Origin of the sequence: Acinetobacter populi (genome assembly GCF_002174125.1) — a bacterium.
GTDB lineage: Bacteria > Pseudomonadota > Gammaproteobacteria > Pseudomonadales > Moraxellaceae > Acinetobacter > Acinetobacter populi.
Genome location: NZ_NEXX01000001.1, coordinates 1,164,097 through 1,189,418, shown reverse-complemented (window position 1 = coordinate 1,189,418; position 25,322 = coordinate 1,164,097). Strand labels below are relative to the sequence as shown.

Sequence of the window (25,322 nt, the reverse complement as noted above, 5' to 3'; positions counted from 1 at the left end):
ATAGTCTGTAAACGAATATTAAGTAAAATTTAAGATTCATCTTCTAAAGTCACATCAATTTTTTGAAAAATGATGTGTTGTGATGAATCAATATCGGCTTAAATTCTGGAAAAAGCCAATTAGTTTACATACGTTTATTCTAGGCTTTTCGGTTTGGATTACGTTATCGCTCAATTTTATTTTTTTTGAAAAATTATATCAATTAACGCCCTATAAAGGTTTTCCTGCGATTTTATTTATCGGTGCAATGGTAGTATTATTGATTTCTTATGTTAATTTTATATTTACCTTATTAATGTGGTGTTGGAATGCTAAAATCATTGCATTTGTCTTTTTATTTATTGGTGGTGCAGCGACTTATTTTAATCACCTTGGAATTGGTGTAGATGCCTACCAAATTCAAAATTTAATAGAAACAGATCCTCATGAAGCCAGAGATTTGATGTCTCTAAATATCTTACTGTGGGTTGCAGTATTATTGGTTTTGCCATTAAGCATTCTTTCACTATTTAAAATTAAGAAAGATAAGTTACTTTCAACTTTAAAATTTAAAGGTGGGATGGCACTAGGTAGCTTATTGATCGTTGGGTTGTTGGCTTTTATTTATTATGCCGATCTTGCTGCTATTTTTAGAGAAAATAGAAATCTTAAAGGCTTTATTAGTCCTCAAAGTGTTTTTGCTTCTTCTTGGTCATATTACAAAAAGTTGGCACCTAAAAGTAATGTTCCTTTACAAAGCTATGGGCGTGATGCTGTATTACAGATAAAAGCAGATGCGACGCAGCCAAAGCTTTTGGTTTTGGTCGTTGGGGAAACGGCAAGAGCCGAAAATTTTTCTTTAAATGGATATGCCCGAAATACCAATCCCGAGCTTTCTAAATTGCCAATTATTAATTTTACGCAGGCTGTTTCATGTGGTACTTCGACAGCTGTTTCTGTGCCTTGTATGTTTTCTGGTATGCCTAGAAAAGATTATGATCCTCAATTGGCACGGCATCGTGAAAACCTACTCGATATTTTACAACATGTGGGATATCAGGTGACGTGGATAGACAATAATTCAGGGTGTAAAGAAGTTTGTAATCGTGTTGAACAGTACAAGTTTTCACAGGCTCTGCAAGACAAGTGGTGTAAGGGTGACGAATGTTCAGATGGAATTTTGCTTGATGGACTAAATGATTATTTAGAACACATGCCACAAGATGATAAAAAACCGAGAGTTATTGTTTTACATCAAATGGGCAGCCATGGTCCTGCCTATTACAAACGCAGCCCTATTGAGTTTCAGTATTTTCAACCATTTTGTAATACCAATGCCATACAAGGATGCTCTTATCAGGATTTGGTCAATGTTTATGATAATAGTATTGTCTATACAGACTATATTTTGTCTAAAGTGATTAAAACCCTCAATGCTCAAACCAAATATCAAACCGCATTCTGGTATATGTCTGATCATGGCGAGTCGATTGGTGAACATGGTTTGTATCTACACGGTGCGCCATATATGTTTGCACCTTCACAACAAACCCATGTGCCAATGATTTTATGGTTCTCCCAACAATGGAAAGAAAAACATTCCAATATCGTACAATGCTTTAATCAGAAAAAAGATCAAAAAATGAGTCAGGATAATCTTTTTTCTACGGTATTAAGTTTAATGGATGTAAAAACTGCGACAAAAAATCCACAATTAGATTTGCTCGCAAATTGTAAATAAATATTGGGGTAAAAATGCTTAAAGTACTATTAATTGAAGATGATTTTATGATTGCCCAATCCATTCAACAATTATTTGAATTGGAAAATATAAATGTGCATTGGGTAAATAATGGTATTGAGGGTTTACAATATCTAGCAGAAAATCATCTCGATTTGGTTTTGCTAGATATTGGTTTACCTAGTATGAATGGCTTTGAAATACTCAATAAAATTCGTACTAAATCACAAGTTGCCGTGATTGTGATTTCTGCACGAGATCAGGTTGAAGATCGGCTGAATATTTTAAAACATGGTGGTGATGATTATTTAACCAAGCCATTTGATTTTGATGAGTTAATTGCTCGGATTTATGCTGTGCTCAGACGTACCCGTATAATAAATACAGGTGGTATGGATATTCTGCAATATAATGGTTTGAAATTAGATTTAACTGAGCACAAAGCATTTTACAATGATCAACTAATTGATCTATCAAAAAAAGAATGGATTTTAATGGAGTGTTTTTTAAATACTCCACTTAAAATTTTTAGTAAGTATGAACTAGAAGAAAAAATTTATTTGCATGATGGTGATGTAAATAGTAATATCATTGAGGTTTATATTCATAAATTAAGGCAAAAATTAAACAAAGACTTCATTCGTACGATTCGTGGCTTTGGATATCGACTAGAATAAGAGAATATGCCGCAGAAAAAAATATCGATAAGAAAACGTGCATTTCTGATGAGTTTTATCATCAGTATCGTTGTTTTTATTTTCATGTTTATAGCTGCGTACAAAATTGTCTATCATGAAACCGAAGAAATTCTAGATCAACGATTAAAAAGCATGGCAGAATGGCTTGCTGATCATAATCCAGTTTTAACTTCTAGCGAATTTTTACCTAATGCAACTTATAACGAAGAAGATGTATTTGTCGATATCCATCTATATACGGCACTATCTCATGATCCTTTATCTGAAATAGTCCATTTAAAGCAAGATCGAGCAGGCTATTATTGTTATAAAAAACAGAATAAAAAATTTATTGCTTATATCGTTCCTTTACAGGATCGCCAAGTTCAGGTCTCACAGCCGCTTGCCGTGCGGGAAGTTTTAGCTTTTGAGCTTGCTGGAACAATGCTTATTCCATATTTGGTGATTTTGCCTATTATATTTTTATTATTGTATATGGGAATTTATCGGGCGTTAAAACCATTGCAGCATCTGCAACAAGAATTCTCTCAACGGCAATATCATGATTTAACACCATTAAGTATAGATGAATATCCGATAGAGCTGAATTCAATTATTGATGAAGTGAATGCATTATTTACTAGAATTGAAAAGGCTCAACAAGAGCAAAATGATTTTGTATCACATGCTGCACATGAGTTGCGTTCACCTTTGACAGCACTTAATTTGCAAGTTAGTGTACTGCAAAAAGAGCATCAGGATTCTAGAACAATTGTACAATTGAAACATGGTATTAGGCGTTTGCAGCATATGGTTCAACAAATGCTGGATTTGGCAAGGCAAGGAGAAACTCAATTGCTCAATGCTGAGGTATTTTCAATTCAGCAGTTGTTAACTGAAGTTGTGCAAGAGTTATATCCTCTTGCAGATCAAAAGCATATAGATATTGCATTAGTTGCATCTGATCAGGCAATAAATTTACTGGCGGATAGACATTCGTTTTACTTAGTATTTCGTAATTTAATTGATAATGCGATTAAATATAGTCCTAACGCAGGCACGGTAGAAATAAGTGTTTACTGGACTAATCAGAATCTTGAGATTTGGGTTGAAGATTCTGGTGGGGGTATTGATGAAAGTGAATATGATCAAATTATACAAAAATTTTATCGTATTCATAATGTTGATATAGGTAGTGGTTTGGGATTAGCCATTGTACAAAAATCATTATTACGCTTAAATGCCGACATTAAATTTTCCCGTAGTCAAAAGCTACAAGGATTATTGGTGATTGTAAAACTTCCGGCAAATGTGATGGTTTAAAACATTATTAATGAAGATATACAAGAAGGTATTTACTGCATAGGTAAACCAAAATGTCCACAGATTATGACTGAGGAAATGTGCGCCCCGCATCATCTGAGTATATCCCATACCTGTACCAAGTATGATGCCGCTAACAAGATAAAAACATGCAATTTTTTTATCTTTTTGATAAAAGACAAAAAATCCGGCTATCCATGCATAACCAAGACTAGCATGCCCACCAGGGAAACATCTTCCATGTCCTAAAGGATTAAAAAAATGAATTGTAGATTGGTTGCTTTGTATCATATACCAAGGACAGGAATGAATCGAGTTTTGCTTTAGAATTGAAACAGTGAGAATACTCAATAACATGAAAATTAAAAGTTGAAGATATTGGTGATAATTATTTAAAGAGATAAATTTAATCTGATATTTACTTGCAATTACTGAGATTAAAATACAAAGTAAAATAAACTCTTGTAATATTTTCATATCATGATGAGCAAACTGGTCATACCACCAGAAATTTTTATATAAAAAACCTTGTGTGGTATTTACATAAGGGGAAAGTAAAGCTTGATCTATATTACCTGCAATAGGCAACAGGTATAAAAGAAATAATGCAGATGATAGTAAAAATATAACATGGGGAGTGATAAAATTTTTGGACATTATTGGTGTATCATCATAAAACTGATGAATTAAATTCTGTCATTCACAGCTTAAAGTTTGCTTAAGTTTGTGGAATATAAATCCTATTAATAAATAAAAAACTAATAGGATCTAATATAGAAATATTAAATCAACGTGTGGTATAACCGCCATTGGCAAAAATGGTTTGTCCGGTAATCCACCAGCCATCGGTCACCAGAAAACGGACCAACGGTTCGATGTCTTCAATTTTGGTCAGACCGCCCAGTGCCGCAGCAGATTTATGGTAGGCAACAGCTTCCGGTGCTTCCTGTCCATAGAAGAATGGTGTATCCATTGGGCCGGGTGCAACAGCCGTCACGGAAATTTTACGGTCACCAAACTCTTTGGAGGCAGCACGGGTATAGTGTTCAACAGGAGCTTTTAAACCTTCATAGGTTGAATATAAGCCGGTATATGCCGCAAGTAGACTGGTGACAATCGAACAAATCTTGCCATGCTCATTAAGGTGTTTACCTGCCGACTGGATAAAGAAATAGGCAATTTTATTGTTAATCACATCCATCTGGTCAAATTCTTGTTCGGTGGTTTCGACAAATGGCTTTTTCAGGACACGACCAACGGTATTAATGGCGATATCCACACCACCAAATTGTTGTTTGGCCAGCGTGAATAAATTTTCAATTTCGGCAATATCAGATAAATCGGCCTGTACTAAAATGGCTTTTGCACCTAAGTCCTGTACCGCCTGTAGGGTTTCTTCAGCTTGCGCCTGAGTTGCCGAACTATTGTAATGAATGACCAGATTGGCACCTTGTTTGGCAAACTGGCGTGAAATCAGACCACCCAGATTTTTGGCACCACCAGTAATCACCACAGTTTTATCTTTTAAGGTATGTTGTGACATGTTTATTCCTCATCTTTATTAATTTGATTGCTTGATCTTAGAGCAGTTTATTTATTTGAAATAGGTGATAAGATCAAACTGATTGTTCGAAAAAGTTGAACAATCTAAAGTCGGAAAATAGAATGAACACAAGAGATAAAGCGTAGGATAAGACCAATGGATAAAATTGAACGATTAAGGATTTTTTGTCTGGTGGCAGATAAACAGTCCTTTGCTCAGGTTGCCCAGAAAATGAGTTTACCCCGTTCTACCATTACCTATGCGATTCAGTCGCTGGAAAAAGAATATGAAGTATTGCTGTTTTATCGGACCACGCGAAAGGTTTCTTTAACCCACGAAGGCAGCCTGTTTTATGATGAGGCGATGCGATTGATTACACAGCTAAAGGAGCTGAATCGGTTTAAATATCAAATTCGCCATCAACAGGGTAAGATTAGTATCGGTTTGCCCAAACGTATGGCAACACAAATTTTAATTCCCCATTTATCTGAATTTTATCAAGATTATCCACAGGTTAAAGTTCTCTTAAATGGCAATGACGACTTCTCTAATTTAATTGAACAACAACTGGATTGTGTGGTACGGGTTGGGCAGGTTCAGGACGAATATTTATTACAGCGTTCAATGGGCAATATCAGACTGGTGACGCTGGTCGCACCCACATATATTCAACAGCATGGTAAGCCGAAAGATTTACAGCAGATGGAACAACATTTTGCGGTAGATTATCATGTTGCTCGAAATTATGCCGAATATAGTCATCTGGAGTTTGATGGGCAGCGCATTAAAGTGCCATATCAATTATTGGTTGAAAACACGGAAGCCTATTTACAGGCAGGATTAGCTGGTTTAGGGATTATTCAGATTCCAGCATTCGATGCACAGTACTATATTCAAAGTGGTCAACTCATCGAAATATTTCAGGAGATTGCACCGATATTTTTACCGGTAAATATTCTGCTGAATGATCGTAAATATCGCCCACAATATTTTCAGGCTTTTATTGACTGGCTGGAAAACTTACTTAAACAGCAGTTTTCCAGCCTTAGTATAGAATCAAGATAGCGGATTATTTCGCAAGCATCGGTTTTAAGAACTTACCGGTAAAGGAAGCCTCCACTTCTGCCACTTGTTCTGGCGTACCTTCTGCAATGATTTGTCCACCCCCGGAACCACCTTCTGGACCTAAATCAACAATCCAGTCTGCGGTTTTAATCACGTCAAGATTATGCTCAATCACCACAATGGTATTCCCTTTTTCACGCAAGGTATGCAGGATATCCAGCAGTTTAGCAATGTCATGAAAATGTAGACCGGTGGTCGGTTCATCTAGTACATACAGGGTTTTGCCGGTATCTCGTTTGGCCAGTTCACGTGCCAATTTGACCCGTTGTGCTTCACCACCGGATAAGGTCGTTGCAGCTTGTCCGAGTTTAATATAACCCAAACCGACATCCATCAGGGTTTCTAGGCGACGGTGAATCACTGGAATGGCATTAAAAAATTCTGCGGCATCTTCTACAGTCATGCCGAGCACATCAGAAATGTTTTTGCCCTTGTAATTGACTTCCAGTGTTTCGCGATTGTAGCGTTTGCCATGACAGACATCGCAGGGCACATACATATCTGGTAAAAAGTGCATGGCGACCTTGATCATACCATCACCTTCACAAGCCTCACAGCGACCACCCTTGACATTAAAGGAGAATCGGCCTGCATTGTAACCACGTGCTCGTGCTTCGGGTGTTTGTGCAAACAATTCACGAATCGGGGTAAATAATCCGGTATAAGTGGCTGGATTTGAACGCGGTGTACGGCCAATCGGACTTTGGTCAATATCAACCACTTTATCAAGATATTGCAGCCCGTCAATGCCATCGAATTTTTCCGCTGTTAATGTCGTTGCACCATTGAGTTGGGTCAATGCCAGTGGTAATAACGTACGGTTAATCAGGGTGGATTTGCCGGAACCGGAAACGCCGGTAATACAGGTCATCACACCTGTGGGTAAAGTCAGATTAACATTTTTCAGGTTATGGCCACGTGCGCCAGTCAGGACAATTTTTTCATCCGGATGCGGTGAGGTTTTGCGTTGCTCAGGTACAGCAATTTTAAGCTTGCCAGATAAATATTGCCCAGTCAGCGAGTTTTTATTTTTCGCCAGTTCTTTGGCTGTCCCTTCGGCAATGACCTGACCACCATGTACACCCGCACCGGGACCAATATCAATAATACGGTCTGCGGCACGAATGGCATCTTCATCATGTTCTACCACTAATACGGTATTGCCCAAATCACGTAGACGAATCAGGGTTTGTAACAGGCGATCATTATCACGCTGATGCAGACCGATCGAGGGTTCATCGAGTACATACATCACGCCCATCAAGCCTGCACCAATTTGTGACGCCAAACGGATACGTTGTGCTTCACCACCTGATAATGTTTCGGCAGAACGTGCCAGACTGAGATAATTTAGACCGACACTGACCAGAAAGTGCAAACGTTCACGGATTTCCTTAAAAATCTTGTCGGCAATTTCGCCTTTTGCCCCTTCAAGTTTGATGTGCTGATAATAATCTTCGGCATCGCCAATCGACATCTGGGTGATATCGGCAATGGTTTTATCCAGTACCCGCACATGACGGGCGATTTCATTTAAACGTGAACCACCACATTCGCTACATGCAGCATTGGATAGATACTGCGCCAAATCATCACGTACATAATTACTTTCGGTTTCACGGTAACGTCGTTCCAGATAAGGTAATACGCCTTCAAAAGGCATTACCCGATTGTGTCTGCGACCACGTTCATCAATATAGGATAAGTCGATTTTTTCCTTACCCGAACCTTGTAAAATAATTTTTTGCTGTGCTTTGTTCAGTTCATGCCAAGGTTGATCCAGTGCAATGTCGAAATGATCGGTAACTTTTTGCAGCATGGCATAATAATACGGACGCTGACGATCCCAGCCACGAATTGCGCCTTGGCTTATGGACAATTCTGGATTGGGAATAATTTTTTCCGGACTGAAATGACTGCGTGTTCCCAGACCATCACACACCGGACAGGCACCAAAAGGATTATTAAAGGAAAATAAGCGTGGTTCCAGTTCGGCAACGGCACGATCACATTTTGGACAGCTATGTTTGGCCGAAAAAATACGATCCGGTTTTTCACCATCCATAAAGGATAAAATCGCCAGATCACTGCCTAAACGTAATGCAGTTTCAAAAGATTCGGCAATGCGGTTACCCAGATCGTCACGCACCTTAAAGCGATCAACCACCACTTCAATACTATGTTTTTTATTTTTATCCAGTTCAGGTGGATTATCGATATCGATGATTTCGCCATCAACACGGGCACGTACAAAACCCTGACCCTGTAATTTATCAAACAGGGCACTATATTCACCTTTACGTTCACGTACCACAGGGCCAAGCAGCATAATCGCTGTACCTTCTGGCAAGGCCTTGACCTCATCGACCATTTCCGAAACAGTCTGCGCCACCATCGGTAAATCATGTTCTGGACAATATGGTGTCCCAACCCGAGCATAGAGTAGACGTAAATAATCGTAGATTTCGGTAATGGTACCGACAGTAGAACGTGGGTTATGGCTGGTCGACTTTTGTTCAATAGCAATCGCTGGACTTAAGCCTTCAATGGAATCGACATCGGGTTTTTCCATTTGTGACAGGAATTGACGGGCATAGGCAGATAATGATTCGACATAACGACGCTGGCCTTCGGCATAGAGCGTATCAAAGGCCAATGAAGATTTCCCCGAACCGGATAAGCCGGTAATCACCACAAACTTATCACGGGGAATGTCCAAAGAGATATTTTTTAAATTATGAGTACGTGCGCCACGAATACGAATATAACTTTGGCTCATTCGGGAGAATCCTATTTTTTATGAGGGCGAAAAACTCTATGATATATGGAGATGAATTTGCATTGTTCAAGTGAGATTGTAACTGAGGGTGGGATGAAAATGTTAGAGATTAAAGAATTAAGTACAATCCGTTTCGAGCAGTGGCTTGCCTTATGGAAAGCTTATTTGGCTTTTTATCATGCAACTTTTCAACAGGAAATTGCCGAATTTACATGGCACAGGTTGATTGCTTCTAACAAAGACAATATGTATGGTTTTGCTGCAATTGATGGTGATCAGGTGGTAGGGATTGTGCATGTGATTGAACACGATAGTTGCTGGACACAACAGCCTTATGCTTACTTGCAGGATTTATATGTCATTACTGATGTGCGTGGTCAAGGTGTTGGACGTGCATTGATTGAGCAGGTTTATCGTGTGACCGCAGAACGAGGTTGCGATAGAGTGGTGTGGTTAACGCAGGAAAGCAATTTAACCGCACAACGACTCTATGACAATATCGCTGTGAAAACGGGTTTTATTCAGTATAAAAAAGCATTACAGGATATAAATTAACTCATTGGTGCTAAACTACTTTTTGTCCTTCGACCCAGACTTCAATAATATTTTGGTGTTCGGTGTTATAGATGATTTTTTGCAGGATATCCTCAGGGCGATCATCCGGCAAGATTTTTAAATTACTGTGTGGATGCTGGGTATCAATCACCATGACATCAAAATAAAAATCTTCGCGAATCTGGCCAACAAGTAAATCAAGCGCAATGCCACCACCTGCACTGGCCAGCCAGAATGCCTCTTTATAACTGATCGCTGCTTCTTGTGTGCCGCGCTGTCCGGCCTCCATGCTGCCATCAACCCCGTCCTGTAAGGCTTTACTAGCAGTGATGGCATGCTGACAGGCATTAAATAAAGATGGACTATGTCCACCAGCGACATCTGTGCCGAGTCCGACATGAAGCTGTTGCTCGAGTGCACGTCTTAAAGGAAAAACGCAATTGGCAAAATAAAAATTAGACAGCGGGCAATGGGCGATTCCGGCGTGTTGCTGCTTGATCAGGGAAAAATCATCTTGGGTGATTTTATTACTATGCGCCAGAATGGTTTTACGGCTAAGTAGGCCAAAATCGTTTAAGGTGGCAGTATCAGTTTTGCCATAACGATCTAAGCCGTATTGATGCGCCCAGTCACTTTCAGAACAATGGGTTTGGACATGGCAATCTGTATCTTGTGCAATTTCGCCTAGACCTTGCAACATGGCATCGCTACAGGACGGAATAAAACGTGGCGTGATCACTGGCTGTACCCGTTGCGTCTCATTTTGTGGCAATTGACGTACTGCTTCAATAAAGTCCCGTACTTCCTGCAAGGCTTGTTGTGTATCTGTTTCGATATAATCTTCGGGACATTGTTCGGGATTATCCATACTGACCTTACCGATTAAGGCACGTTGACCTTTTTGTAGGCAGATTCTGGCCAGTTCTAAGCTCGCTGGGGTATGAATTGAAGAAAAATATAAAACCGTTGTAGTGCCATTGGCCAACAAGGTTGTGACCATATCTTGATAGATTGGACGGGCAAATTCAACACTGGCATATTTCTTTTCCAGTGGGAAGGTATGTTGTTGTAACCAGTCTGCTAAGGGTAAATCTAGTGCCTTGCCCAATTGTGGCCATTGTGGGGCATGTAAATGTAAATCGATAAAGCCGGGGAGTAGGTAATGATGATCTGGATATTGAATCAAGGTAAATTGTTTAAACAGTGCTCGATAGCGATCATACGATGCATCATTACGGCAAATAATGCGGATAATTTTGCCATTCTTGCCGATACATAGCAGTGCCTGTGGATAAAATAAAATTTCCTGTGGAAAACTTGCGGTAAAGAAATTAGCCTGAATAACCAGTTGAATATCTGGAAAAAAAGATTGATCCATAGAACAATTTGCGCCTTTATTTTAGCAACGGAAGCCTAAAAGCCTCCGTATAAAAAATATTATTTAAACGATTTAATTTGGCTGCAATAATTGTTCCATGATGGATTAAGCTTGCGTAGATATACTGATTTCACTTGATCAAACTCAGGCGATTAAATACCACGATTAGCATGCCATTGAATATTGATTTTCAAAAATGGAATTAATCTGCTCAAATGTGATTGTGCGTTGGTCGGCATGATGTTGCCGGGCATAATGATTAATTTCCAGTTCAAGACGCTCCAGAAATTGCACATAATTCTGCTCGAAATCTTCCAGATCACGCAGATCAAAGCGTTGGGGATGATGACAATTATAACGAGCAATAAAATCCAGCATTAAATCTTGAATATGACGATTGGTATAATAAATTAAGTAAGTGGCTGCCGAACCACAATGTAAGCAGCCTTGTTCTAAATAGATTTCTTCATTATTAAGCCAACAGCATTGTAGCGTAAAGAAAGCACGAATGGCTTCTGTACCTAGAGTTTGATGTTGCATAGGCATACCTCTCATTTTTGTATCATGTCAAGCTGACATAAAATCGAACAATCAATAATGATTATCATTTATAAATAGAATGCGCTATGCAACTTTAAAAATCAAGTCGGAAAAAGACAATTCTTAGGATTTAATCATCAAAAAATACCTGTTTTTGTATCTAAACGTGATCTAATCCATCCCAGTTACGTTGTTGGTAAGCACTGTCCCAGAACAGCCATTCCAGTTTGGCTGCCATGGTATAGGCTGCATGCATTTTGGTTAACGTATCGGCATTACATCGTGCAGCAACTCGGTCAATGGTACGAATTACATTATGCACCGCGGTATGGAACTCTTCTCCTGAATAAGTATCAATCCAGGCTTGATAAGGGTTATTGGCAACTGATTTTTGTACAATTGCTCGTCCTATTTCTGCATAAATCCAGAAGCAGGGTAGCAATGCAGCCAGTACGATCGGATAGGCTTCACGCCATGCGGTTGCAGTTAGAAAAGTCGTATAATGATGACAGGCCAGCGTTAAAGGTGTCTGTTCAAACAGTTCTTTACTGATGCCAAAATCCTGCATAAATCCGTTATGCAAACTGCGTTCTACCACAATAGCCACTTTGGCCGCTTCGGAAAATTGAATCACATCATCTGCATCAAATGCTTTTGCAGCAGCCACTGCCAATGCCTGACCATAGGCAAGTAAATAGTGGGCGTCCTGAATCACATAATGACAAAAGGCATCCCGATTTAAACTGCCCTGTGCCAGTTCCTGATTAAAGGGTAAATTTAAGGTAGATTGATATAAATCCAGATTACGTGCCCAAACATCCTGACTAAATGACATGTATGATTCTCCTTTTTCTGATCTTGACTTTATCCAGTGTTCTAACATAATCCTGAATATTACTCTAGCAAGTGTTGGGTGGAACCAGATGCAACAGGCAAAATATCATGGCAGTTGTTTATGCGGTGCAGTGCAATATGAATTACTTGATGATTTTAATGACATTATTCAGTGCCATTGTCAGAAATGCCGTAAAGCCACCGGAACAGCTTTTGCAACAAATGCACCTGTTCATAAAGATATCTTTAAACTTGTACAAGGTGCAGCACAATTAAAAGCATTTGCTTCAAGTCCTGATGCCAAGCGTTATTTTTGTGGAGAATGTGGTAGTCCTGTCTATTCGGTGAAAGATACTGCACCAGAGATTTATCGTATTCGTATTGGTTTGATTAATGAGGATATTCCACATCATATTGCCAAACATGCTTTTGTCGGCTCAAAAGCCAATTGGGATCAGATTTTGGATGATGTACCACAATTTGATGCTTTTCCAACATAATTCTGACCTTAAAATTACACGCTGATAGATGGCTAAAATATTTACCTGTTTAGTGGCTGTTTTCCTTTATAATATAGTTGATGTCATAAGCCAGATGTATTGATGATGAATAGCCTTGAACGTCGTTCCACCTTTGCATTGAGTAGTATTTTTGCACTACGTATGCTTGGGCTGTTTATGATCATTCCTGTATTTGCCGTGGCAGGACAGCAGTATGCTGGTGCAACGCCAGCATTAATTGGTTTGGCGGTGGGAATCTATGGCTTAAGTCAGGCATGTTTACAAATTCCATTTAGTTTATGGGCTGATCGTTTTAGCCGTAAGCCATTAATTATTATTGGTTTGGCTTTATTTGCAGTGGGCGGTGCGATTGCTGCGCTCTCTACCTCCATTTATGGGGTCATTCTTGGTCGTGCGATTGCCGGCAGTGGTGCTGTTTCTGCTGTGGTCATGGCATTATTATCTGATGTGACCAGAGAAGAACAGCGTTCCAAAGCCATGGCATTTATGGGCATGAGTATTGGCTTATCTTTTATGCTGGCCTTTAGTCTGGGCCCATGGGTGACCACAAAGGTTGGTATTTCAGGATTGTTCTGGGTCACCACAATCATGGGTACACTGGCTATGCTGATGCTGTTTTTAGTACCCAAAGTCAGTCGCCATTATCGTGTTGCACCACAAGGTTATCTGGCCCAGCTTAAACAAGTTTTGGCTATGGGTGATTTGAATCGCCTGCATATTTCGATTTTTATGCTGCATTTATTACTTACTGCCATGTTTGTTTTTATTCCATCACAATTGATCGAATATGCAGATATTCCATTGGCAAAGCAAGGCTGGGTTTATTTACCGCTATTGTTAATTAGTCTGTTTTTTGCTTTTCCTAGTATTATTCTGGCAGAAAAATATCGCAAAATGCGCGGCATTTTTATTGCTGCGGTGATCGCAATTGTCTTTGGTCTAGGAATTATGGCTTTTGGCTACCAAAGTAAATATGTTTTATTACTAGGCTTAGGTCTGTTCTTTATTGCCTTTAATGTGATGGAAGCCTTATTACCCTCATGGCTTTCAAAGTCTGCTCCCATTCAATCAAAATCTACCGCAATGGGGATTAATTCCAGTAGTCAATTTTTAGGTGCATTTTGTGGTGGAGTTTTAGGTGGGCAACTTTTAGGTTTGGAGCAAACCAGTTGGGGCTGGGGCTTATTGACTTTGCTTGCGGTGGTTTGGTTGGGCCTAACTTTTAGTTTAAAACAACCGCGTTATTTGTCTTCTATTGTCGTATCATTACCTGAAACAAAAAAACTGGATGAATGGACTTCCATTTTACTGGCGATTCATGGTATTGAAGAGGTGGTCGTGATGCCTGAAAAGCAGGTCGCCTATCTTAAACTTGATAAGCAACAATTAAATGAAACATCAAGACAGGAATTGTCGCAGTTGTTAGGCCAAGAGCTAGCGATTTAGTCTGAATTCTTATAGAGTACACAAACTAGAAACGTATCGTATACAAGAGGAATAGCGCATGCGCGGAGTGAATAAGGTAATATTAGTCGGTACCTTAGGACGTGATCCAGAATCAAAAACATTTCCTAATGGTGGGTCGGTGTGTAATTTTTCCATCGCAACCAGTGAATCATGGGTAGATAAAAATACTGGTGAGCGTAAAGAACAAACAGAATGGCACCGTATTGTTTTAAATAATAAACTGGGTGAAATTGCTCAACAATATTTACGTAAAGGTTCGAAAGTTTATATCGAGGGTTCATTGCGTACACGTCAATGGACTGATCAAAACGGACAGGAACGTTATTCGACCGAAATTCGTGGTGATCAGATGCAAATGCTGGATTCACGTCCATCACAACAGGATGGTGGTTGGAATCAACAGGGTAATAGTGGGTTTGATGCGCCGCGTTTTAGTAATAATGCACCACAAGGCGGTGGTTATAACAATAATAATCAGGCACAACCTCAAGGTGGCTATGGTGGTAATCCCGGCGGTTATAATCAGGCCTCTCAATCTGCGCCTGCCGCACCTAGACAACAACCGGTTAATACTTCAAATGAACCTGATGATGATCTACCGTTCTGAGATAAACATTTGATGTTAAAGAAAAAGTCTGATATTTATCAGGCTTTTTTGTTAAATTAGGATTACTCTAAGTAACTGATAAGAAAAAATAAAATTTTTTGTTAGGTGGAAAAATTGTCAATAAATTAATATAGAAAAGTTTAAACATTTTTTTGAATTATTCATACATTTTTAATCGTATTTATCAATATTTAAGAAAGATGTAAGCCTGGCTTTGTTTTTATGAAGAGGAAAACTGAAATATATATTATTTAGAATTCATTGTCTTACACCAATGATTATTAAGTAAAATAACTTAATCTTAATGCAAATGAGATTCTTTATTATTCCTAAATAATTATAATTATCATTTACTTAGGTGTAGTCATTTGTTATGATGCAGCCGTTGTTAATTTGTAACAATTAATTAGGATTCTGTTATGAAGGTAAACTTGATTAAAAATTCACTTTCGGTGTCTGTTTTGTTTGCACTCGCTGGGGTAACCCCTGTTTTTGCGGCAGAAGAAGCCCAAGAGAATGTAAATAAACTCGAAACAATCGTCGTAACAGCAACGGGTTATGAACAAAATATTGCTGATGCGGCTGCTTCGATTTCAGTCATTACCGCTGAAGAATTAGAAAAAAAATCTTATACGGATATCACTGACGCTTTAAAAAATGTTCCGGGTGTTTTTGTCACAGGTGGCGGAAGTAATCAGTCTGTTATGATTCGGGGTATGAGTTCATCTTATACTTTATATCTAATTGATGGTAAGCCGATGCAGAGTAATGATGCTTTTAGTCCAAATGGCAGCTTTGGCGGTGCTCCTATCAACTTCTTACCACCGATGGAAGCGATTGAGCGAATAGAAGTGATTCGCGGACCTGCTTCTGCTCTATATGGTTCGGATGCTATGGGTGGGGTAATCAATATTATTACCAAAAAACATGTGGACAAATTAACGACCAGCATTAATTTTGAATATATTAAGGCAGACTCATCAAATAAAGTAAATAATGACAGTACAAATACAAATATTTTTATAAATGCGCCAATTATTAACAAATTATTGTCGTTCCAATTGGCGGCAGGCTTGTTGAATCAGAATGAAAGTAACTTTAATGGTGGTGGATCAACAAAATCAGGTAGTGATCCAGACTTTGAAAGAAAAAATTTAAGTGGAAAATTCATCTTAACGCCTGATGAGAATAATACGCTTAAATTCGGATATGATTATAGTACTCAAGAAAGAACCAATACCCCAGGGAAAAGTATTTCAGACACAACTGAAGGTTCAACGTCTGAACTGGAAAAATATAATTACAGCCTGACGCATCAATTTAAAAAAGATCATTTATTGGTTGATTCATATGTACAATTTGATAAAGATATCAACCATGCAAGGACCGGCGCTAAAGGTTATGGTATCGAATATCAAACCATTACAGCAAATACTCAAGGGACATATTTCTTTGATACCAACTCTTTGGCAGTTGGTTTAAATTATAAAAAGGAAAAACTTGAGGACGGTGCGACCAATGGTTTGTCAGGTGGTGATATTACTACCTTGGACAGATATCAGTGGGCAGTTTTTGCTGAAGATACCTGGAATGTAAATCAGGATTTGGCATTAACTTTGAGTGGTCGATATGATCATAACGAAGATTTTGGTGGACAATTTAGCCCGAAACTTTATGCAGTTTATAAGTTGACAGATACTTTAAATTTAAAAGGTGGATACACTACCGGATATAAAGCACCGACTTTAAGACAGGGTGCTACTGATTTTGGTTCAGTATCCAGAGGTGGCGGTTCTATCGGAAACCCTGATCTGAAACCGGAAACCAGCAAAAACTTTGAACTTGGATTTGCTTATGTTAATCCAGATATTGGATTAGAAGGCAGTTTAGTTGCATTCCATACAGATTTTGATAATAAAATCAGTAGTTCCGAACGATTAGAAGGTAGTACTGAAGAAGGTAGTGATTTTTATCTGAAATATCCATATCTTCCATATAATGCCAATGGCTGGAAAAATGTAATCAATATCGATAAAGCTGAGATTAAAGGTCTGGAAATTACGACAGATTATTATATTTTAGACAATTTAAAATATAGACAGTCTTATACCTATACCGATAGCAAGCAAAAATCCGGGGCAAGTAAAGGGGAACCTTTAAATGATATGCCAAAGCATATGTTTAATGCCGGACTTGACTGGGAGTTGAATGATCAATGGTCGTTCTGGACACAGGCAAACTATAGAGGAAAAGAAGTAAGTGGTGACGGTGATCCAGCGTACACATTTGTTGATCTAGGTGCCGTATATAAATACAGTAACAATTTGAAATTTACTGGCGGTATTTATAATGTGGCAAATAAAGATGTCACAACTGAAGATGGCTATAGTTATATTCTGGATGGAAGACGATATAGCATTGCAATGAATATGAAATTCTAAGAAGTTTGGTTTCATCTGTTATGATGGTATATTCTCGGATGGAACCGGCGTTTTTATGATCTATTCTAAGCATGTTATCTATCAGGCAAATTGCTTCATGTAATTTGCCTGTGTAATTACTTATCAACAACTATAATTAAAATTACAAACGATGCGTAAGTCATTGTTCACATTCCTTCTCTAAATAAGATTAATATGCTTATCACGCTTATAAATATCAAAAATGTCCTCAGATGAGCTAAGCTTGAACGATGAGAAAATTGTAGTCGACATTGTCTATACTTCACCACAATGTCAATCAGTAAAGAGATGGCAAATGACTTCAGAAAGTGTAATCAATCCGCAATATCCATTATATGTCGCCTATGCAGGCAATAGCTTGTTGGAGCTTCCTTTATTAAATAAAGGTTCTGCATTTACCAAAGAAGAGCGTATTAATTTTAATTTATATGGTTTGATCCCGCATGTAATTGAAACCATTGAGGAACAAAGTCAGCGTTCTTATCAGCAATATTCGGCTTTTAATAGTGCTATTAACAAACATATTTATCTGCGTAATATTCAGGATACCAATGAAACACTGTTTTATCATGTGTTAGGTAACCACCTAAGCGAAATTATGCCGATCATCTATACGCCAACAGTTGGGGAAGCATGTCAGCGTTTTTCTGATATCTACCGTCGTCATCGTGGTATTTTTATTTCTTATCCTAATCGTGAATATGTTGATGATATTTTACACAATGTAAATAAAAAGAATATCAAGGTCATTGTGATTACGGATGGTGAACGTATTTTAGGATTGGGTGATCAGGGCATTGGCGGGATGGGGATTCCGATTGGTAAATTATCCCTATATACCGCGTGTGGTGGCATTAGTCCTGCCTATACTTTGCCAATTACACTCGATGTTGGTACCAATAATCAGCAATTGTTAAATGATCCGATTTATATGGGCTGGCGTCAACCACGTATTACTGGTGATGAATATTATGATTTTGTCGATCAGGTGATTTCTGCACTTAAACGTCGCTGGCCTAAGGCATTGATTCAGTTTGAAGATTTTGCACAAAAAAATGCTATGCCTTTGCTGGAAAAATATCGTGATCAAGTATGTTGTTTTAATGATGATATTCAGGGAACCGCTGCTGTTTCGGTAGGTAGTCTGATCGCTGCATCACGGGCAGCCGGTAAACAGCTGAAAGATCAAACAGTTGCCTTTTTAGGTGCAGGTTCTGCTGGCTGTGGTATTGCAGAACAAATTATTGCACAAATGGTAGCAGAAGGTTTAACCGATCAGGAAGCACGTGCCCGAGTTTATATGGTGGATCGTTTTGGTCTGATTACTGAAAATCAGCCCAATTTGTTGGATTTCCAACGTAAACTGGCGCAAAAACCGGAAGTAATCGAACAATGGGGTGATGCCAATGAGGTCATTTCCTTGCTCGATGTGGTGAGAAATGCCAAACCGACTGTATTGATCGGGGTATCTGGTCAGCCGGGATTATTTACCGAGGAAGTGATTCGGACTTTGGCAGCCAATTGTGAACGACCTATTGTATTGCCGCTTTCTAATCCTACCTCAAGAGTTGAGGCCGTGCCTTCTGATATTATTCAGTGGACAGATGGTAAAGCGTTGATTGCCACAGGTAGTCCATTTGCACCGGTAAATTACCAAGGTAAGATTTATAATATTTCACAGTGTAATAACTCTTATATTTTCCCAGGTATTGGTCTTGGTGTGATCGCCAGTGGTGCAACACGTGTTACTGATAATATGTTGATGGCATCGAGTAATGCCTTGGCAGATTGTTCGCCAAAACTGGCTGATATCGAAGCAGACTTATTGCCGGATATTAATGAAATTCAGAAAGTGTCCAATATTATTGCGTTTAAAGTTGCAAAAGCTGCAATGGAAGATGGCGTTGCACCTTTGCTGAGTGATGATGAGTTACGTCAGGCGATCAAAGACAATTTCTGGAAACCGCAATATCGTCAATATAAGCGTGTTCCATTTTAATTAGAAGCTAGACCAGATAATGGTTTAGTCGATTTACAGTATGGATATTTTCTACGTTTGATATGGGTAAGATTTATCTGGCTATATATACCTGATTAAATTTAAAAAATCTCTGGCCCTCTTTTAAATGAGAAGGTCAGAGATAAATATTTAAAAAACAATATGTTAAATCACTCTACAGTAACCGATTTTGCCAGATTACGAGGTTGATCGACATCTGTACCACGTAATACAGCCACATGATAAGACAGCAACTGTACCGGAACACAGTAGATGATCGGTGCTAACCATTCGGAAACCTGTGGAATATGCACCACATGTTTGCGATCCTGAGCATGAATATCACTATGCTCATCGGCAAAGACAAATAGTTCACCGCCACGGGTTTGCACTTCTTCCATATTGGATTTGAGTTTATCCAGCATTTCATCTTTAGGTGCCAGAATGACTACCGGCATATCATTATCGACCAGTGCCAATGGACCGTGTTTCAGTTCACCAGCGGCATAGCCTTCAGCATGAATATATGAAATTTCTTTCAGTTTTAATGCACCTTCAAGGGCAATCGGGAAATGTGTGCCCCGACCAAGGAACAAACAATGCTGCTTTTCCACAAACAGACTGGATAAGCGTAAAATTTCAGTGTCATTTTTAAGTGTTTCATTGAGCACTTTCGGACAATGCCATAAGGCCTTAATAATGTCCTGTTTTAATGATTCGGCAAGGGTCTGTTTAATCTCACCAATTTTTAATACCAGCAACATCAGTGCCGCAAGTTGGGTGGTAAAGGCTTTGGTGGAAGCAACACCAATTTCGGGACCAGCCAGCGTCAATAAATGGAAGTCAGTTTCACGTATCATGGAAGATGTGGATACGTTACAGATTGCCATGGTATGAATAGGAATATGCTTTTGTTTGGCACGACGCTGGATATCTCTTAACGCGGCCAAACTATCGGCTGTTTCCCCAGATTGTGAGATACATAAAAATAAGGTATTGGCCACAATCACCGGATGGCGATAACGATATTCGCTGGCAATTTCAACATGACAAGGCAAACCAATAATCTGCTCGCACCAGTACTTAGCCACCATGCCGGCATGATAGCTGGTACCGCAGGCGATAATTTGGATTTGCTGAATCGCTGCAAAGGTTTGATTGGCCTTTGCCAGAAAATCAGGTTTTAAGGTATCCGCATCAAGTGCTTGAGCGATGGTTTGTTGGACAGCATCCGGCTGCTCAAAAATTTCCTTGAGCATAAAGTGTTTATATTCACCTTTACTGCTGTTTGTGACGGCTGCATCGAGTTCTTTCACTGGACGATCAATCGCTTGCCCATTGACAAATATTTCAATACTGTTGCGTTTTAAACGGACAATATCGCCTTCTTCCAGATAAATAAAGCGATTGGTCACTGGCAATAATGCCAATTGGTCAGAACTGATAAAGTTTTCACCGATACCGACACCAATGACCAGTGGTGAACCTTCACGTACAGCGATCAGTTCATCAGGCTGTTCCGTCCAGACGATTCCTAATGCATAAGCACCTTTTAATCGTGGCACGATACTTTGTACGGCCTGTAATAAATCTGGAGTTTGTTTTAAAGCATGGTTGACTAAATGGGCAACCACTTCGGTGTCGGTTTGTGAGGAGAAAACATAGCCAAGTTGTTGTAGTTCTTGTTTAAGTTCTTGATAGTTCTCGATAATACCGTTATGTACTACGGCTACATTGCCGGAAGCATGCGGATGGGCATTTTGTTCGGAGGGTTTGCCATGTGTTGCCCAGCGTGTATGGGCAATACCTAGATTGCCTTGTAGATGGTGTGCGGCAACTGCATCAGCCAGATTAATCACTTTGCCGACTTGGCGTTCGCGTAAAAGCTGACCTTGATTAATGACAGCCACACCGGCAGAATCATAACCACGATATTCCAGTCGCTTTAGACCTTCAATTAGAATTTCTGTAATGTTACGCTCGGCAATACCGCCAACAATACCGCACATAGATAAACCTCGGGATAATTATTTTAGCTTTTGTGGACGTTGATAGTTTGCTCTCGCAACTTGCTTAGAACGTTCTACCGCCAGACTTTGTGCTTCGACATCACGAGTAATGACCGAACCTGCGCCCACCGTTGCGCCATTGCCAATATGGACTGGCGCAACCAATGCGCTATTTGACCCGATAAATGCATGATCGCCAATAGTAGTTTTGTGTTTATTGGCACCATCATAATTACAAGTAATTGTGCCTGCGCCGATATTACTTTCACAACCTACTTCGGCATCACCTAGATAGGTAAAGTGATTGGCTTTACTGGCAAAACCAATCCGGGAGTTTTTTACTTCAACGAAGTTGCCAATATGCACTTCATCTGCAAGTACGGCATTCGGACGTAAACGGGAAAAAGGTCCGATCTGATTATTTTGTCCCACGATTGCAGAATCAAATACACTATAAGGTTGTACCACTGTACCCGAAGCAATTTTGGTATTTTTTAAAACACAGCCTGCACCAATCTGCACATTATCACCCAGTTCACAATCACCTTCGATAATGACATTGATATCAATCCGTACATCACAACCAAATTTTAAACTGCCCCGTAAATCAAAACGGTGCGGATCGACAATATGTAAACCCTGACGCATCAGTTGTTCAGCTTGATAATTTTGCCATTCGCATTCAAGCCTTGCCAATTGCAGGCGGTCATTTACACCTTCTACTTCAAAGCGGAATTCGGGTTCAATGGAAGCAATTTCCAGTCCATCTGCTACTGCCATGGCAATAATATCGGTTAAATAATATTCGCCCTGTACATTGTGATTGGAAAGTTTGGGTAACCATTGATGTAGTTTGGCATTACTGACACAGTAGATGCCGGTATTGATTTCATGAATCTGACGTTGCTCGGCATTGGCATCTTTATGTTCAATAATTGATTGAATCTTGCCATCCTGCCGAATGATACGACCATAACCTGTTGGATCCTCTACATTCAGGGTAATCATACCAATGCCTGAATCTTTTGAAGCTTCCAGCAGACGTTGTAGTGTTTGTAATGAAACTAAGGGTACATCGCCATATAAAATCAGGGATAAACCATCAGTAGGCAATACCGGTAAAGTCATTTGTACTGCATGACCCGTTCCCAATTGTTCTGCCTGTTCTACCCAGTCAATTTGTTCATCGGCAAAAGCTTGTTTGACCAGCTCTCCACCATGACCATAAATAGTAATGATGCGTTTGGGGTGTAATTGTTTTGCGGTATGAATCACATGACCTAATAAAGGTGTATTGGCCAGTGGTTGTAATACTTTGGGTAAGGCGGATTTCATCCGTGTGCCTTTACCAGCTGCCAGAATAATGACGGTGATCGACATGGTATTATCCTAATGATACAAAATTCAATATGGCAATAAATACAATGGCAGCCATGATGCCAGCAAGCAGATCATCCAGCATGATCCCTAAGCCACCTGAAACTTTTTGATCTGCCCAACCAATGGGAAAAGGTTTCCAGATATCAAACAGCCTAAACAGCGCAAAGCCAATGAAAATCCACCACCATGAGAATAATGGATAGAAATACACAAGTGGCAGTAATGCGATGGATTGTCCAGCAAACTCATCCCAGACGATTCTGCCATCATCGTGAACCTGCATGATATCTGCACTGCGACCACAGATATAAATGCCAACAAGTGACATGATGATGATGACGATAATACTGGCCATCAGACCTATCTGTATCCAGATGGGATAGAGTAATAATACAACTAGCGATCCCATGGTGCCGGGCGCTTTGGGGGAAAGTCCTGAACCCAAGCCAACACCCAAAAACCAGATCAGTTTATCAAGTGCCGATGCATTGTTTAAATTAATCGGAGGCTTTGGCAAAGTGTTGATATCCTAAAATTTGTGGATGAAAAACTTGTTGCTGATATTGATATAGACAAGTCTGCTGTTGTTGAATTGTACCAATACTATACAACTCAAAAGCATGTTGTTGTTTAAATTTTTTTAAATTGTCAGGGGAAATGGTAAAACATAGATGGTAGTCATCGCCACCGCCAAGGACCAGTTGCATTCGTGTGTTTAAATCCAGTTGTGCTAATTCATCTGCAACAGGAATTTGCTCCAGATTCAGGATTGCACCTACAGCACTATCATCGAGAATATGCCCGAGATCCTGTGCTAGACCATCAGAAATATCCAGCATTGCAGAGGCATAACCGAGTAGGGCTTGACCAAGCGCCACCTGCGGTTCCGGATAATCTAAAGTATGTTGCAAAGGGGAGTGCGGATGGCGCAGGGCATAGGCTGCACTGCCAATTTTGCCACTCACTACAATGACATCACCCACTTGTGCACCCGAGCGTAAAATTGCCTGATCGGGTTTGATCCAGCCGAGAGCAGTGATGGAAATGCTTAGTGTTGGGCTTTGGGTGGTATCACCACCAATTAATTGAACACCATATTTTTGACAGCAATCGGCAATTCCCCGACTAAATTCGGCAAGCCAGGCTTCATCAATATCGGGGAGGCTTAATGCCAATAAAATGCTGTGTGGTGTAGCACCCATGGCAGCTAGATCGGACAAATTTACCGCAACACTTTTCCAGCCAATGGCATGTGGTGGTGTGTCTAAAGGGAAATGTCGTCCGGCAATCAGCGTATCTACACAGCTCACCAACTGCATCTGTGCAGGTGGGGTAATAATGGCACAATCATCTCCAATTCCGACATTAATATTCTGTGGTGTCAGAGATTGAAAATAACGGGAGATAATTGAAAATTCAGCCATATGCAGTCAGTTTTAAACTTAAGCTTGTTGCTTTTCTGCTTGGCGCAACTGCTGTGCAACACGATCAAGTACACCATTGATGTATTTATGACTGTCTGTACCACCAAAATGTTTGGCTAATTCAATTGCTTCATCCAGCACCACACGATATGGGATTTCTAGATGGTTTTTTAGCTCATAAGCCCCTAAACGCAAGGTAGCAAGTTCAACACCATCGAGTGCTTCAATTTCACGATCCAGTGCTGGAATCAGAATTTCATCCAGTTCTTCATGTTGTTGAACGACTTGGCTTAGCAATTCGTGATAATAGCCAATATCGACTTTGTGCATGGCATTGTCACTACGGGTACGTGCTTCAATTTCATGTACAGGATTGCCACTCATTTGCCATTCGTAAATGCCTTGTACAGCAAAACGACGTGCTTTACGTTTTGCTGCATAAGTGGTGGGATAATTTTGATTCATGACGTGGATAGCCTTTTCTTAAATCGCTTTTAATAGATTAACCATTTCGATTGCTGTCAATGCAGCCTCCGAGCCTTTATTACCGGCTTTGGTCCCAGAGCGTTCAATGGCTTGTTCGATACTGTCGGTGGTCAATACGCCATTGATCACAGGTAATGTGCTGTCCAGACCAACTACACCCAAGCCTTTGGCACATTCACCAGCAACAAAGTCGAAATGTGGGGTACTACCACGAATGACTGCACCTAAAGCAATAATGGCATCAAATTTTTGGGTGGCAGCCAGTTTTTTAGCAACCACTGGCAATTCCCATGCACCAGGAGCATAAGCCACAGTGATATTTTCTTCAGCAACACCATGACGTTTTAGCGTGTCGATTGCACCTTCAAGCAGATGCTCAACCACAAAACTGTTAAAACGTCCAACAACAATGGCATAACGGTCTTCGTTTGCCAAATGTAATACACCTTCGATTTTACGGATAGCCATTTTGTTTCCTCAAACCCACAACGAT

Annotated in this window: 22 protein-coding genes; 10 read left to right on the top strand and 12 right to left on the bottom strand. The window is 39.7% G+C overall.

Annotation, left to right across the window (positions count from 1 at the left end; genetic code table 11):
• Positions 1-82: 82 nt before the first annotated feature.
• From CAP51_RS05540 to CAP51_RS05530, 3 genes are all read left to right on the top strand, one after another.
• The gene (locus tag CAP51_RS05540; RefSeq protein ID WP_087619720.1) at positions 83-1,720 is read left to right on the top strand and encodes a phosphoethanolamine transferase; all 1,638 of its coding nucleotides are present in this window, start codon (positions 83-85) and stop codon (positions 1,718-1,720) included.
• A gap of 14 nt (positions 1,721-1,734) precedes the next feature.
• Complete coding sequence (locus CAP51_RS05535; protein WP_087619719.1) at positions 1,735-2,397, top strand: response regulator transcription factor; 663 nt, start codon at positions 1,735-1,737, stop codon at positions 2,395-2,397.
• Between the two features lie 84 nt (positions 2,398-2,481).
• Positions 2,482-3,720: a sensor histidine kinase gene (locus CAP51_RS05530; RefSeq protein ID WP_171294728.1), complete on the top strand. Its 1,239-nt coding sequence runs from the start codon at positions 2,482-2,484 to the stop codon at positions 3,718-3,720.
• On the opposite strand, the gene CAP51_RS05525 is transcribed toward CAP51_RS05530, so the two are convergent.
• Both CAP51_RS05525 and CAP51_RS05520 read right to left on the bottom strand, forming a co-directional pair.
• Complete coding sequence (locus tag CAP51_RS05525; protein WP_087619717.1) at positions 3,679-4,377, bottom strand: phosphatase PAP2 family protein; 699 nt, start codon at positions 4,375-4,377, stop codon at positions 3,679-3,681. The two genes, CAP51_RS05530 and CAP51_RS05525, sit on opposite strands and share 42 nt — an antisense overlap.
• Before the next feature lie 130 nt (positions 4,378-4,507).
• Positions 4,508-5,263 (bottom strand): SDR family oxidoreductase, encoded by a 756-nt coding sequence (locus tag CAP51_RS05520; RefSeq protein WP_087619716.1) that lies wholly within the window; start codon positions 5,261-5,263, stop codon positions 4,508-4,510.
• A gap of 156 nt (positions 5,264-5,419) precedes the next feature.
• Here CAP51_RS05520 and CAP51_RS05515 point away from each other — a divergent pair, with 156 nt between their 5' ends.
• On the top strand, positions 5,420-6,328 hold the full coding sequence (locus CAP51_RS05515) for a LysR family transcriptional regulator (protein WP_087619715.1): 909 nt from the start codon (positions 5,420-5,422) through the stop codon (positions 6,326-6,328).
• A 4-nt stretch (positions 6,329-6,332) separates the two neighbouring features.
• Here CAP51_RS05515 and uvrA read toward each other — a convergent pair whose 3' ends face one another.
• Positions 6,333-9,167 (bottom strand): excinuclease ABC subunit UvrA, encoded by a 2,835-nt coding sequence (gene uvrA / locus CAP51_RS05510; RefSeq protein WP_087619714.1) that lies wholly within the window; start codon positions 9,165-9,167, stop codon positions 6,333-6,335.
• Between the two features lie 93 nt (positions 9,168-9,260).
• Here uvrA and CAP51_RS05505 point away from each other — a divergent pair, with 93 nt between their 5' ends.
• Entirely contained in the window at positions 9,261-9,722 is a 462-nt protein-coding gene (locus CAP51_RS05505; RefSeq protein WP_087619897.1) for a GNAT family N-acetyltransferase, read from the top strand.
• A gap of 10 nt (positions 9,723-9,732) precedes the next feature.
• Here CAP51_RS05505 and guaD read toward each other — a convergent pair whose 3' ends face one another.
• From guaD to tenA, 3 genes are all read right to left on the bottom strand, one after another.
• Positions 9,733-11,100 carry a guanine deaminase gene (guaD, locus tag CAP51_RS05500; protein WP_087619713.1) on the bottom strand — a complete coding sequence of 456 codons (1,368 nt, stop codon included), beginning with the start codon at positions 11,098-11,100 and terminating at the stop codon, positions 9,733-9,735.
• A 165-nt stretch (positions 11,101-11,265) separates the two neighbouring features.
• The gene (locus tag CAP51_RS05495) at positions 11,266-11,640 is read right to left on the bottom strand and encodes a hypothetical protein (RefSeq protein ID WP_087619712.1); all 375 of its coding nucleotides are present in this window, start codon (positions 11,638-11,640) and stop codon (positions 11,266-11,268) included.
• A 160-nt stretch (positions 11,641-11,800) separates the two neighbouring features.
• The gene (gene tenA, locus CAP51_RS05490; protein ID WP_087619711.1) at positions 11,801-12,475 is read right to left on the bottom strand and encodes a thiaminase II; all 675 of its coding nucleotides are present in this window, start codon (positions 12,473-12,475) and stop codon (positions 11,801-11,803) included.
• Positions 12,476-12,563: 88 nt separating this feature from the next.
• On the opposite strand from tenA, the gene CAP51_RS05485 reads away from it, so the two are divergent.
• The 5 genes from CAP51_RS05485 (at position 12,564) to CAP51_RS05465 (ending at position 19,530) form a co-directional block, all read left to right on the top strand.
• On the top strand, positions 12,564-12,974 hold the full coding sequence (locus CAP51_RS05485) for a GFA family protein (protein ID WP_087619710.1): 411 nt from the start codon (positions 12,564-12,566) through the stop codon (positions 12,972-12,974).
• Between the two features lie 105 nt (positions 12,975-13,079).
• Positions 13,080-14,441: an MFS transporter gene (locus CAP51_RS05480; protein WP_171294742.1), complete on the top strand. Its 1,362-nt coding sequence runs from the start codon at positions 13,080-13,082 to the stop codon at positions 14,439-14,441.
• Between the two features lie 58 nt (positions 14,442-14,499).
• Entirely contained in the window at positions 14,500-15,069 is a 570-nt protein-coding gene (gene ssb, locus CAP51_RS05475) for a single-stranded DNA-binding protein (RefSeq protein WP_087619708.1), read from the top strand.
• Positions 15,070-15,488: 419 nt separating this feature from the next.
• Positions 15,489-17,510 (top strand): TonB-dependent receptor domain-containing protein, encoded by a 2,022-nt coding sequence (locus tag CAP51_RS05470; protein ID WP_087619707.1) that lies wholly within the window; start codon positions 15,489-15,491, stop codon positions 17,508-17,510.
• Positions 17,511-17,826: 316 nt separating this feature from the next.
• Positions 17,827-19,530: an NAD-dependent malic enzyme gene (locus CAP51_RS05465; RefSeq protein ID WP_087619706.1), complete on the top strand. Its 1,704-nt coding sequence runs from the start codon at positions 17,827-17,829 to the stop codon at positions 19,528-19,530.
• A 170-nt stretch (positions 19,531-19,700) separates the two neighbouring features.
• Here the strand turns inward: CAP51_RS05465 and glmS are convergent, their stop codons facing one another.
• From glmS to ribH, 6 genes are read right to left on the bottom strand one after another with little or no spacing between them, the layout of a single operon-like run.
• Positions 19,701-21,539, bottom strand: a complete 1,839-nt coding sequence (gene glmS, locus CAP51_RS05460) for a glutamine--fructose-6-phosphate transaminase (isomerizing) (protein WP_087619705.1) — start codon at positions 21,537-21,539, stop codon at positions 19,701-19,703.
• An 18-nt stretch (positions 21,540-21,557) separates the two neighbouring features.
• Positions 21,558-22,919 carry a bifunctional UDP-N-acetylglucosamine diphosphorylase/glucosamine-1-phosphate N-acetyltransferase GlmU gene (gene glmU / locus CAP51_RS05455; RefSeq protein ID WP_087619704.1) on the bottom strand — a complete coding sequence of 454 codons (1,362 nt, stop codon included), beginning with the start codon at positions 22,917-22,919 and terminating at the stop codon, positions 21,558-21,560.
• Between the two features lie 4 nt (positions 22,920-22,923).
• The gene (locus CAP51_RS05450; protein WP_213062672.1) at positions 22,924-23,436 is read right to left on the bottom strand and encodes a phosphatidylglycerophosphatase A family protein; all 513 of its coding nucleotides are present in this window, start codon (positions 23,434-23,436) and stop codon (positions 22,924-22,926) included.
• Positions 23,417-24,343: a thiamine-phosphate kinase gene (gene thiL / locus CAP51_RS05445; protein WP_087619702.1), complete on the bottom strand. Its 927-nt coding sequence runs from the start codon at positions 24,341-24,343 to the stop codon at positions 23,417-23,419. The genes CAP51_RS05450 and thiL overlap by 20 nt, the downstream gene beginning before the upstream one ends.
• Positions 24,344-24,361: 18 nt before the next feature.
• Complete coding sequence (gene nusB / locus CAP51_RS05440) at positions 24,362-24,808, bottom strand: transcription antitermination factor NusB (RefSeq protein ID WP_087619701.1); 447 nt, start codon at positions 24,806-24,808, stop codon at positions 24,362-24,364.
• Positions 24,809-24,826: 18 nt separating this feature from the next.
• Positions 24,827-25,297, bottom strand: coding sequence for a 6,7-dimethyl-8-ribityllumazine synthase (gene ribH, locus CAP51_RS05435; protein ID WP_087619700.1), 471 nt, complete (start codon positions 25,295-25,297; stop codon positions 24,827-24,829).
• Positions 25,298-25,322 lie beyond the last annotated feature (25 nt).

What these genes read in the sequence shown, in the direction of transcription:
- CAP51_RS05495 (WP_087619712.1), bottom strand. Translation starts at nt 11,640, where the DNA reads ATGCAACATCAAACTCTAGGTACAGAAGCCATTCGTGCTTTCTTTACG.
- ssb (WP_087619708.1), top strand. Translation starts at nt 14,500, where the DNA reads ATGCGCGGAGTGAATAAGGTAATATTAGTCGGTACCTTAGGACGTGAT.
- CAP51_RS05505 (WP_087619897.1), top strand. Translation starts at nt 9,261, where the DNA reads ATGAAAATGTTAGAGATTAAAGAATTAAGTACAATCCGTTTCGAGCAG.
- CAP51_RS05470 (WP_087619707.1), top strand. Translation starts at nt 15,489, where the DNA reads ATGAAGGTAAACTTGATTAAAAATTCACTTTCGGTGTCTGTTTTGTTT.
- thiL (WP_087619702.1), bottom strand. Translation starts at nt 24,343, where the DNA reads ATGGCTGAATTTTCAATTATCTCCCGTTATTTTCAATCTCTGACACCA.
- CAP51_RS05540 (WP_087619720.1), top strand. Translation starts at nt 83, where the DNA reads ATGAATCAATATCGGCTTAAATTCTGGAAAAAGCCAATTAGTTTACAT.
- tenA (WP_087619711.1), bottom strand. Translation starts at nt 12,475, where the DNA reads ATGTCATTTAGTCAGGATGTTTGGGCACGTAATCTGGATTTATATCAA.
- guaD (WP_087619713.1), bottom strand. Translation starts at nt 11,100, where the DNA reads ATGGATCAATCTTTTTTTCCAGATATTCAACTGGTTATTCAGGCTAAT.
- CAP51_RS05485 (WP_087619710.1), top strand. Translation starts at nt 12,564, where the DNA reads ATGCAACAGGCAAAATATCATGGCAGTTGTTTATGCGGTGCAGTGCAA.
- CAP51_RS05520 (WP_087619716.1), bottom strand. Translation starts at nt 5,263, where the DNA reads ATGTCACAACATACCTTAAAAGATAAAACTGTGGTGATTACTGGTGGT.
- CAP51_RS05465 (WP_087619706.1), top strand. Translation starts at nt 17,827, where the DNA reads ATGACTTCAGAAAGTGTAATCAATCCGCAATATCCATTATATGTCGCC.
- glmS (WP_087619705.1), bottom strand. Translation starts at nt 21,539, where the DNA reads ATGTGCGGTATTGTTGGCGGTATTGCCGAGCGTAACATTACAGAAATT.
- ribH (WP_087619700.1), bottom strand. Translation starts at nt 25,297, where the DNA reads ATGGCTATCCGTAAAATCGAAGGTGTATTACATTTGGCAAACGAAGAC.
- nusB (WP_087619701.1), bottom strand. Translation starts at nt 24,808, where the DNA reads ATGAATCAAAATTATCCCACCACTTATGCAGCAAAACGTAAAGCACGT.
- glmU (WP_087619704.1), bottom strand. Translation starts at nt 22,919, where the DNA reads ATGTCGATCACCGTCATTATTCTGGCAGCTGGTAAAGGCACACGGATG.
- CAP51_RS05525 (WP_087619717.1), bottom strand. Translation starts at nt 4,377, where the DNA reads ATGTCCAAAAATTTTATCACTCCCCATGTTATATTTTTACTATCATCT.
- CAP51_RS05535 (WP_087619719.1), top strand. Translation starts at nt 1,735, where the DNA reads ATGCTTAAAGTACTATTAATTGAAGATGATTTTATGATTGCCCAATCC.
- CAP51_RS05480 (WP_171294742.1), top strand. Translation starts at nt 13,080, where the DNA reads ATGAATAGCCTTGAACGTCGTTCCACCTTTGCATTGAGTAGTATTTTT.
- CAP51_RS05515 (WP_087619715.1), top strand. Translation starts at nt 5,420, where the DNA reads ATGGATAAAATTGAACGATTAAGGATTTTTTGTCTGGTGGCAGATAAA.
- uvrA (WP_087619714.1), bottom strand. Translation starts at nt 9,167, where the DNA reads ATGAGCCAAAGTTATATTCGTATTCGTGGCGCACGTACTCATAATTTA.
- CAP51_RS05530 (WP_171294728.1), top strand. Translation starts at nt 2,482, where the DNA reads ATGTTTATAGCTGCGTACAAAATTGTCTATCATGAAACCGAAGAAATT.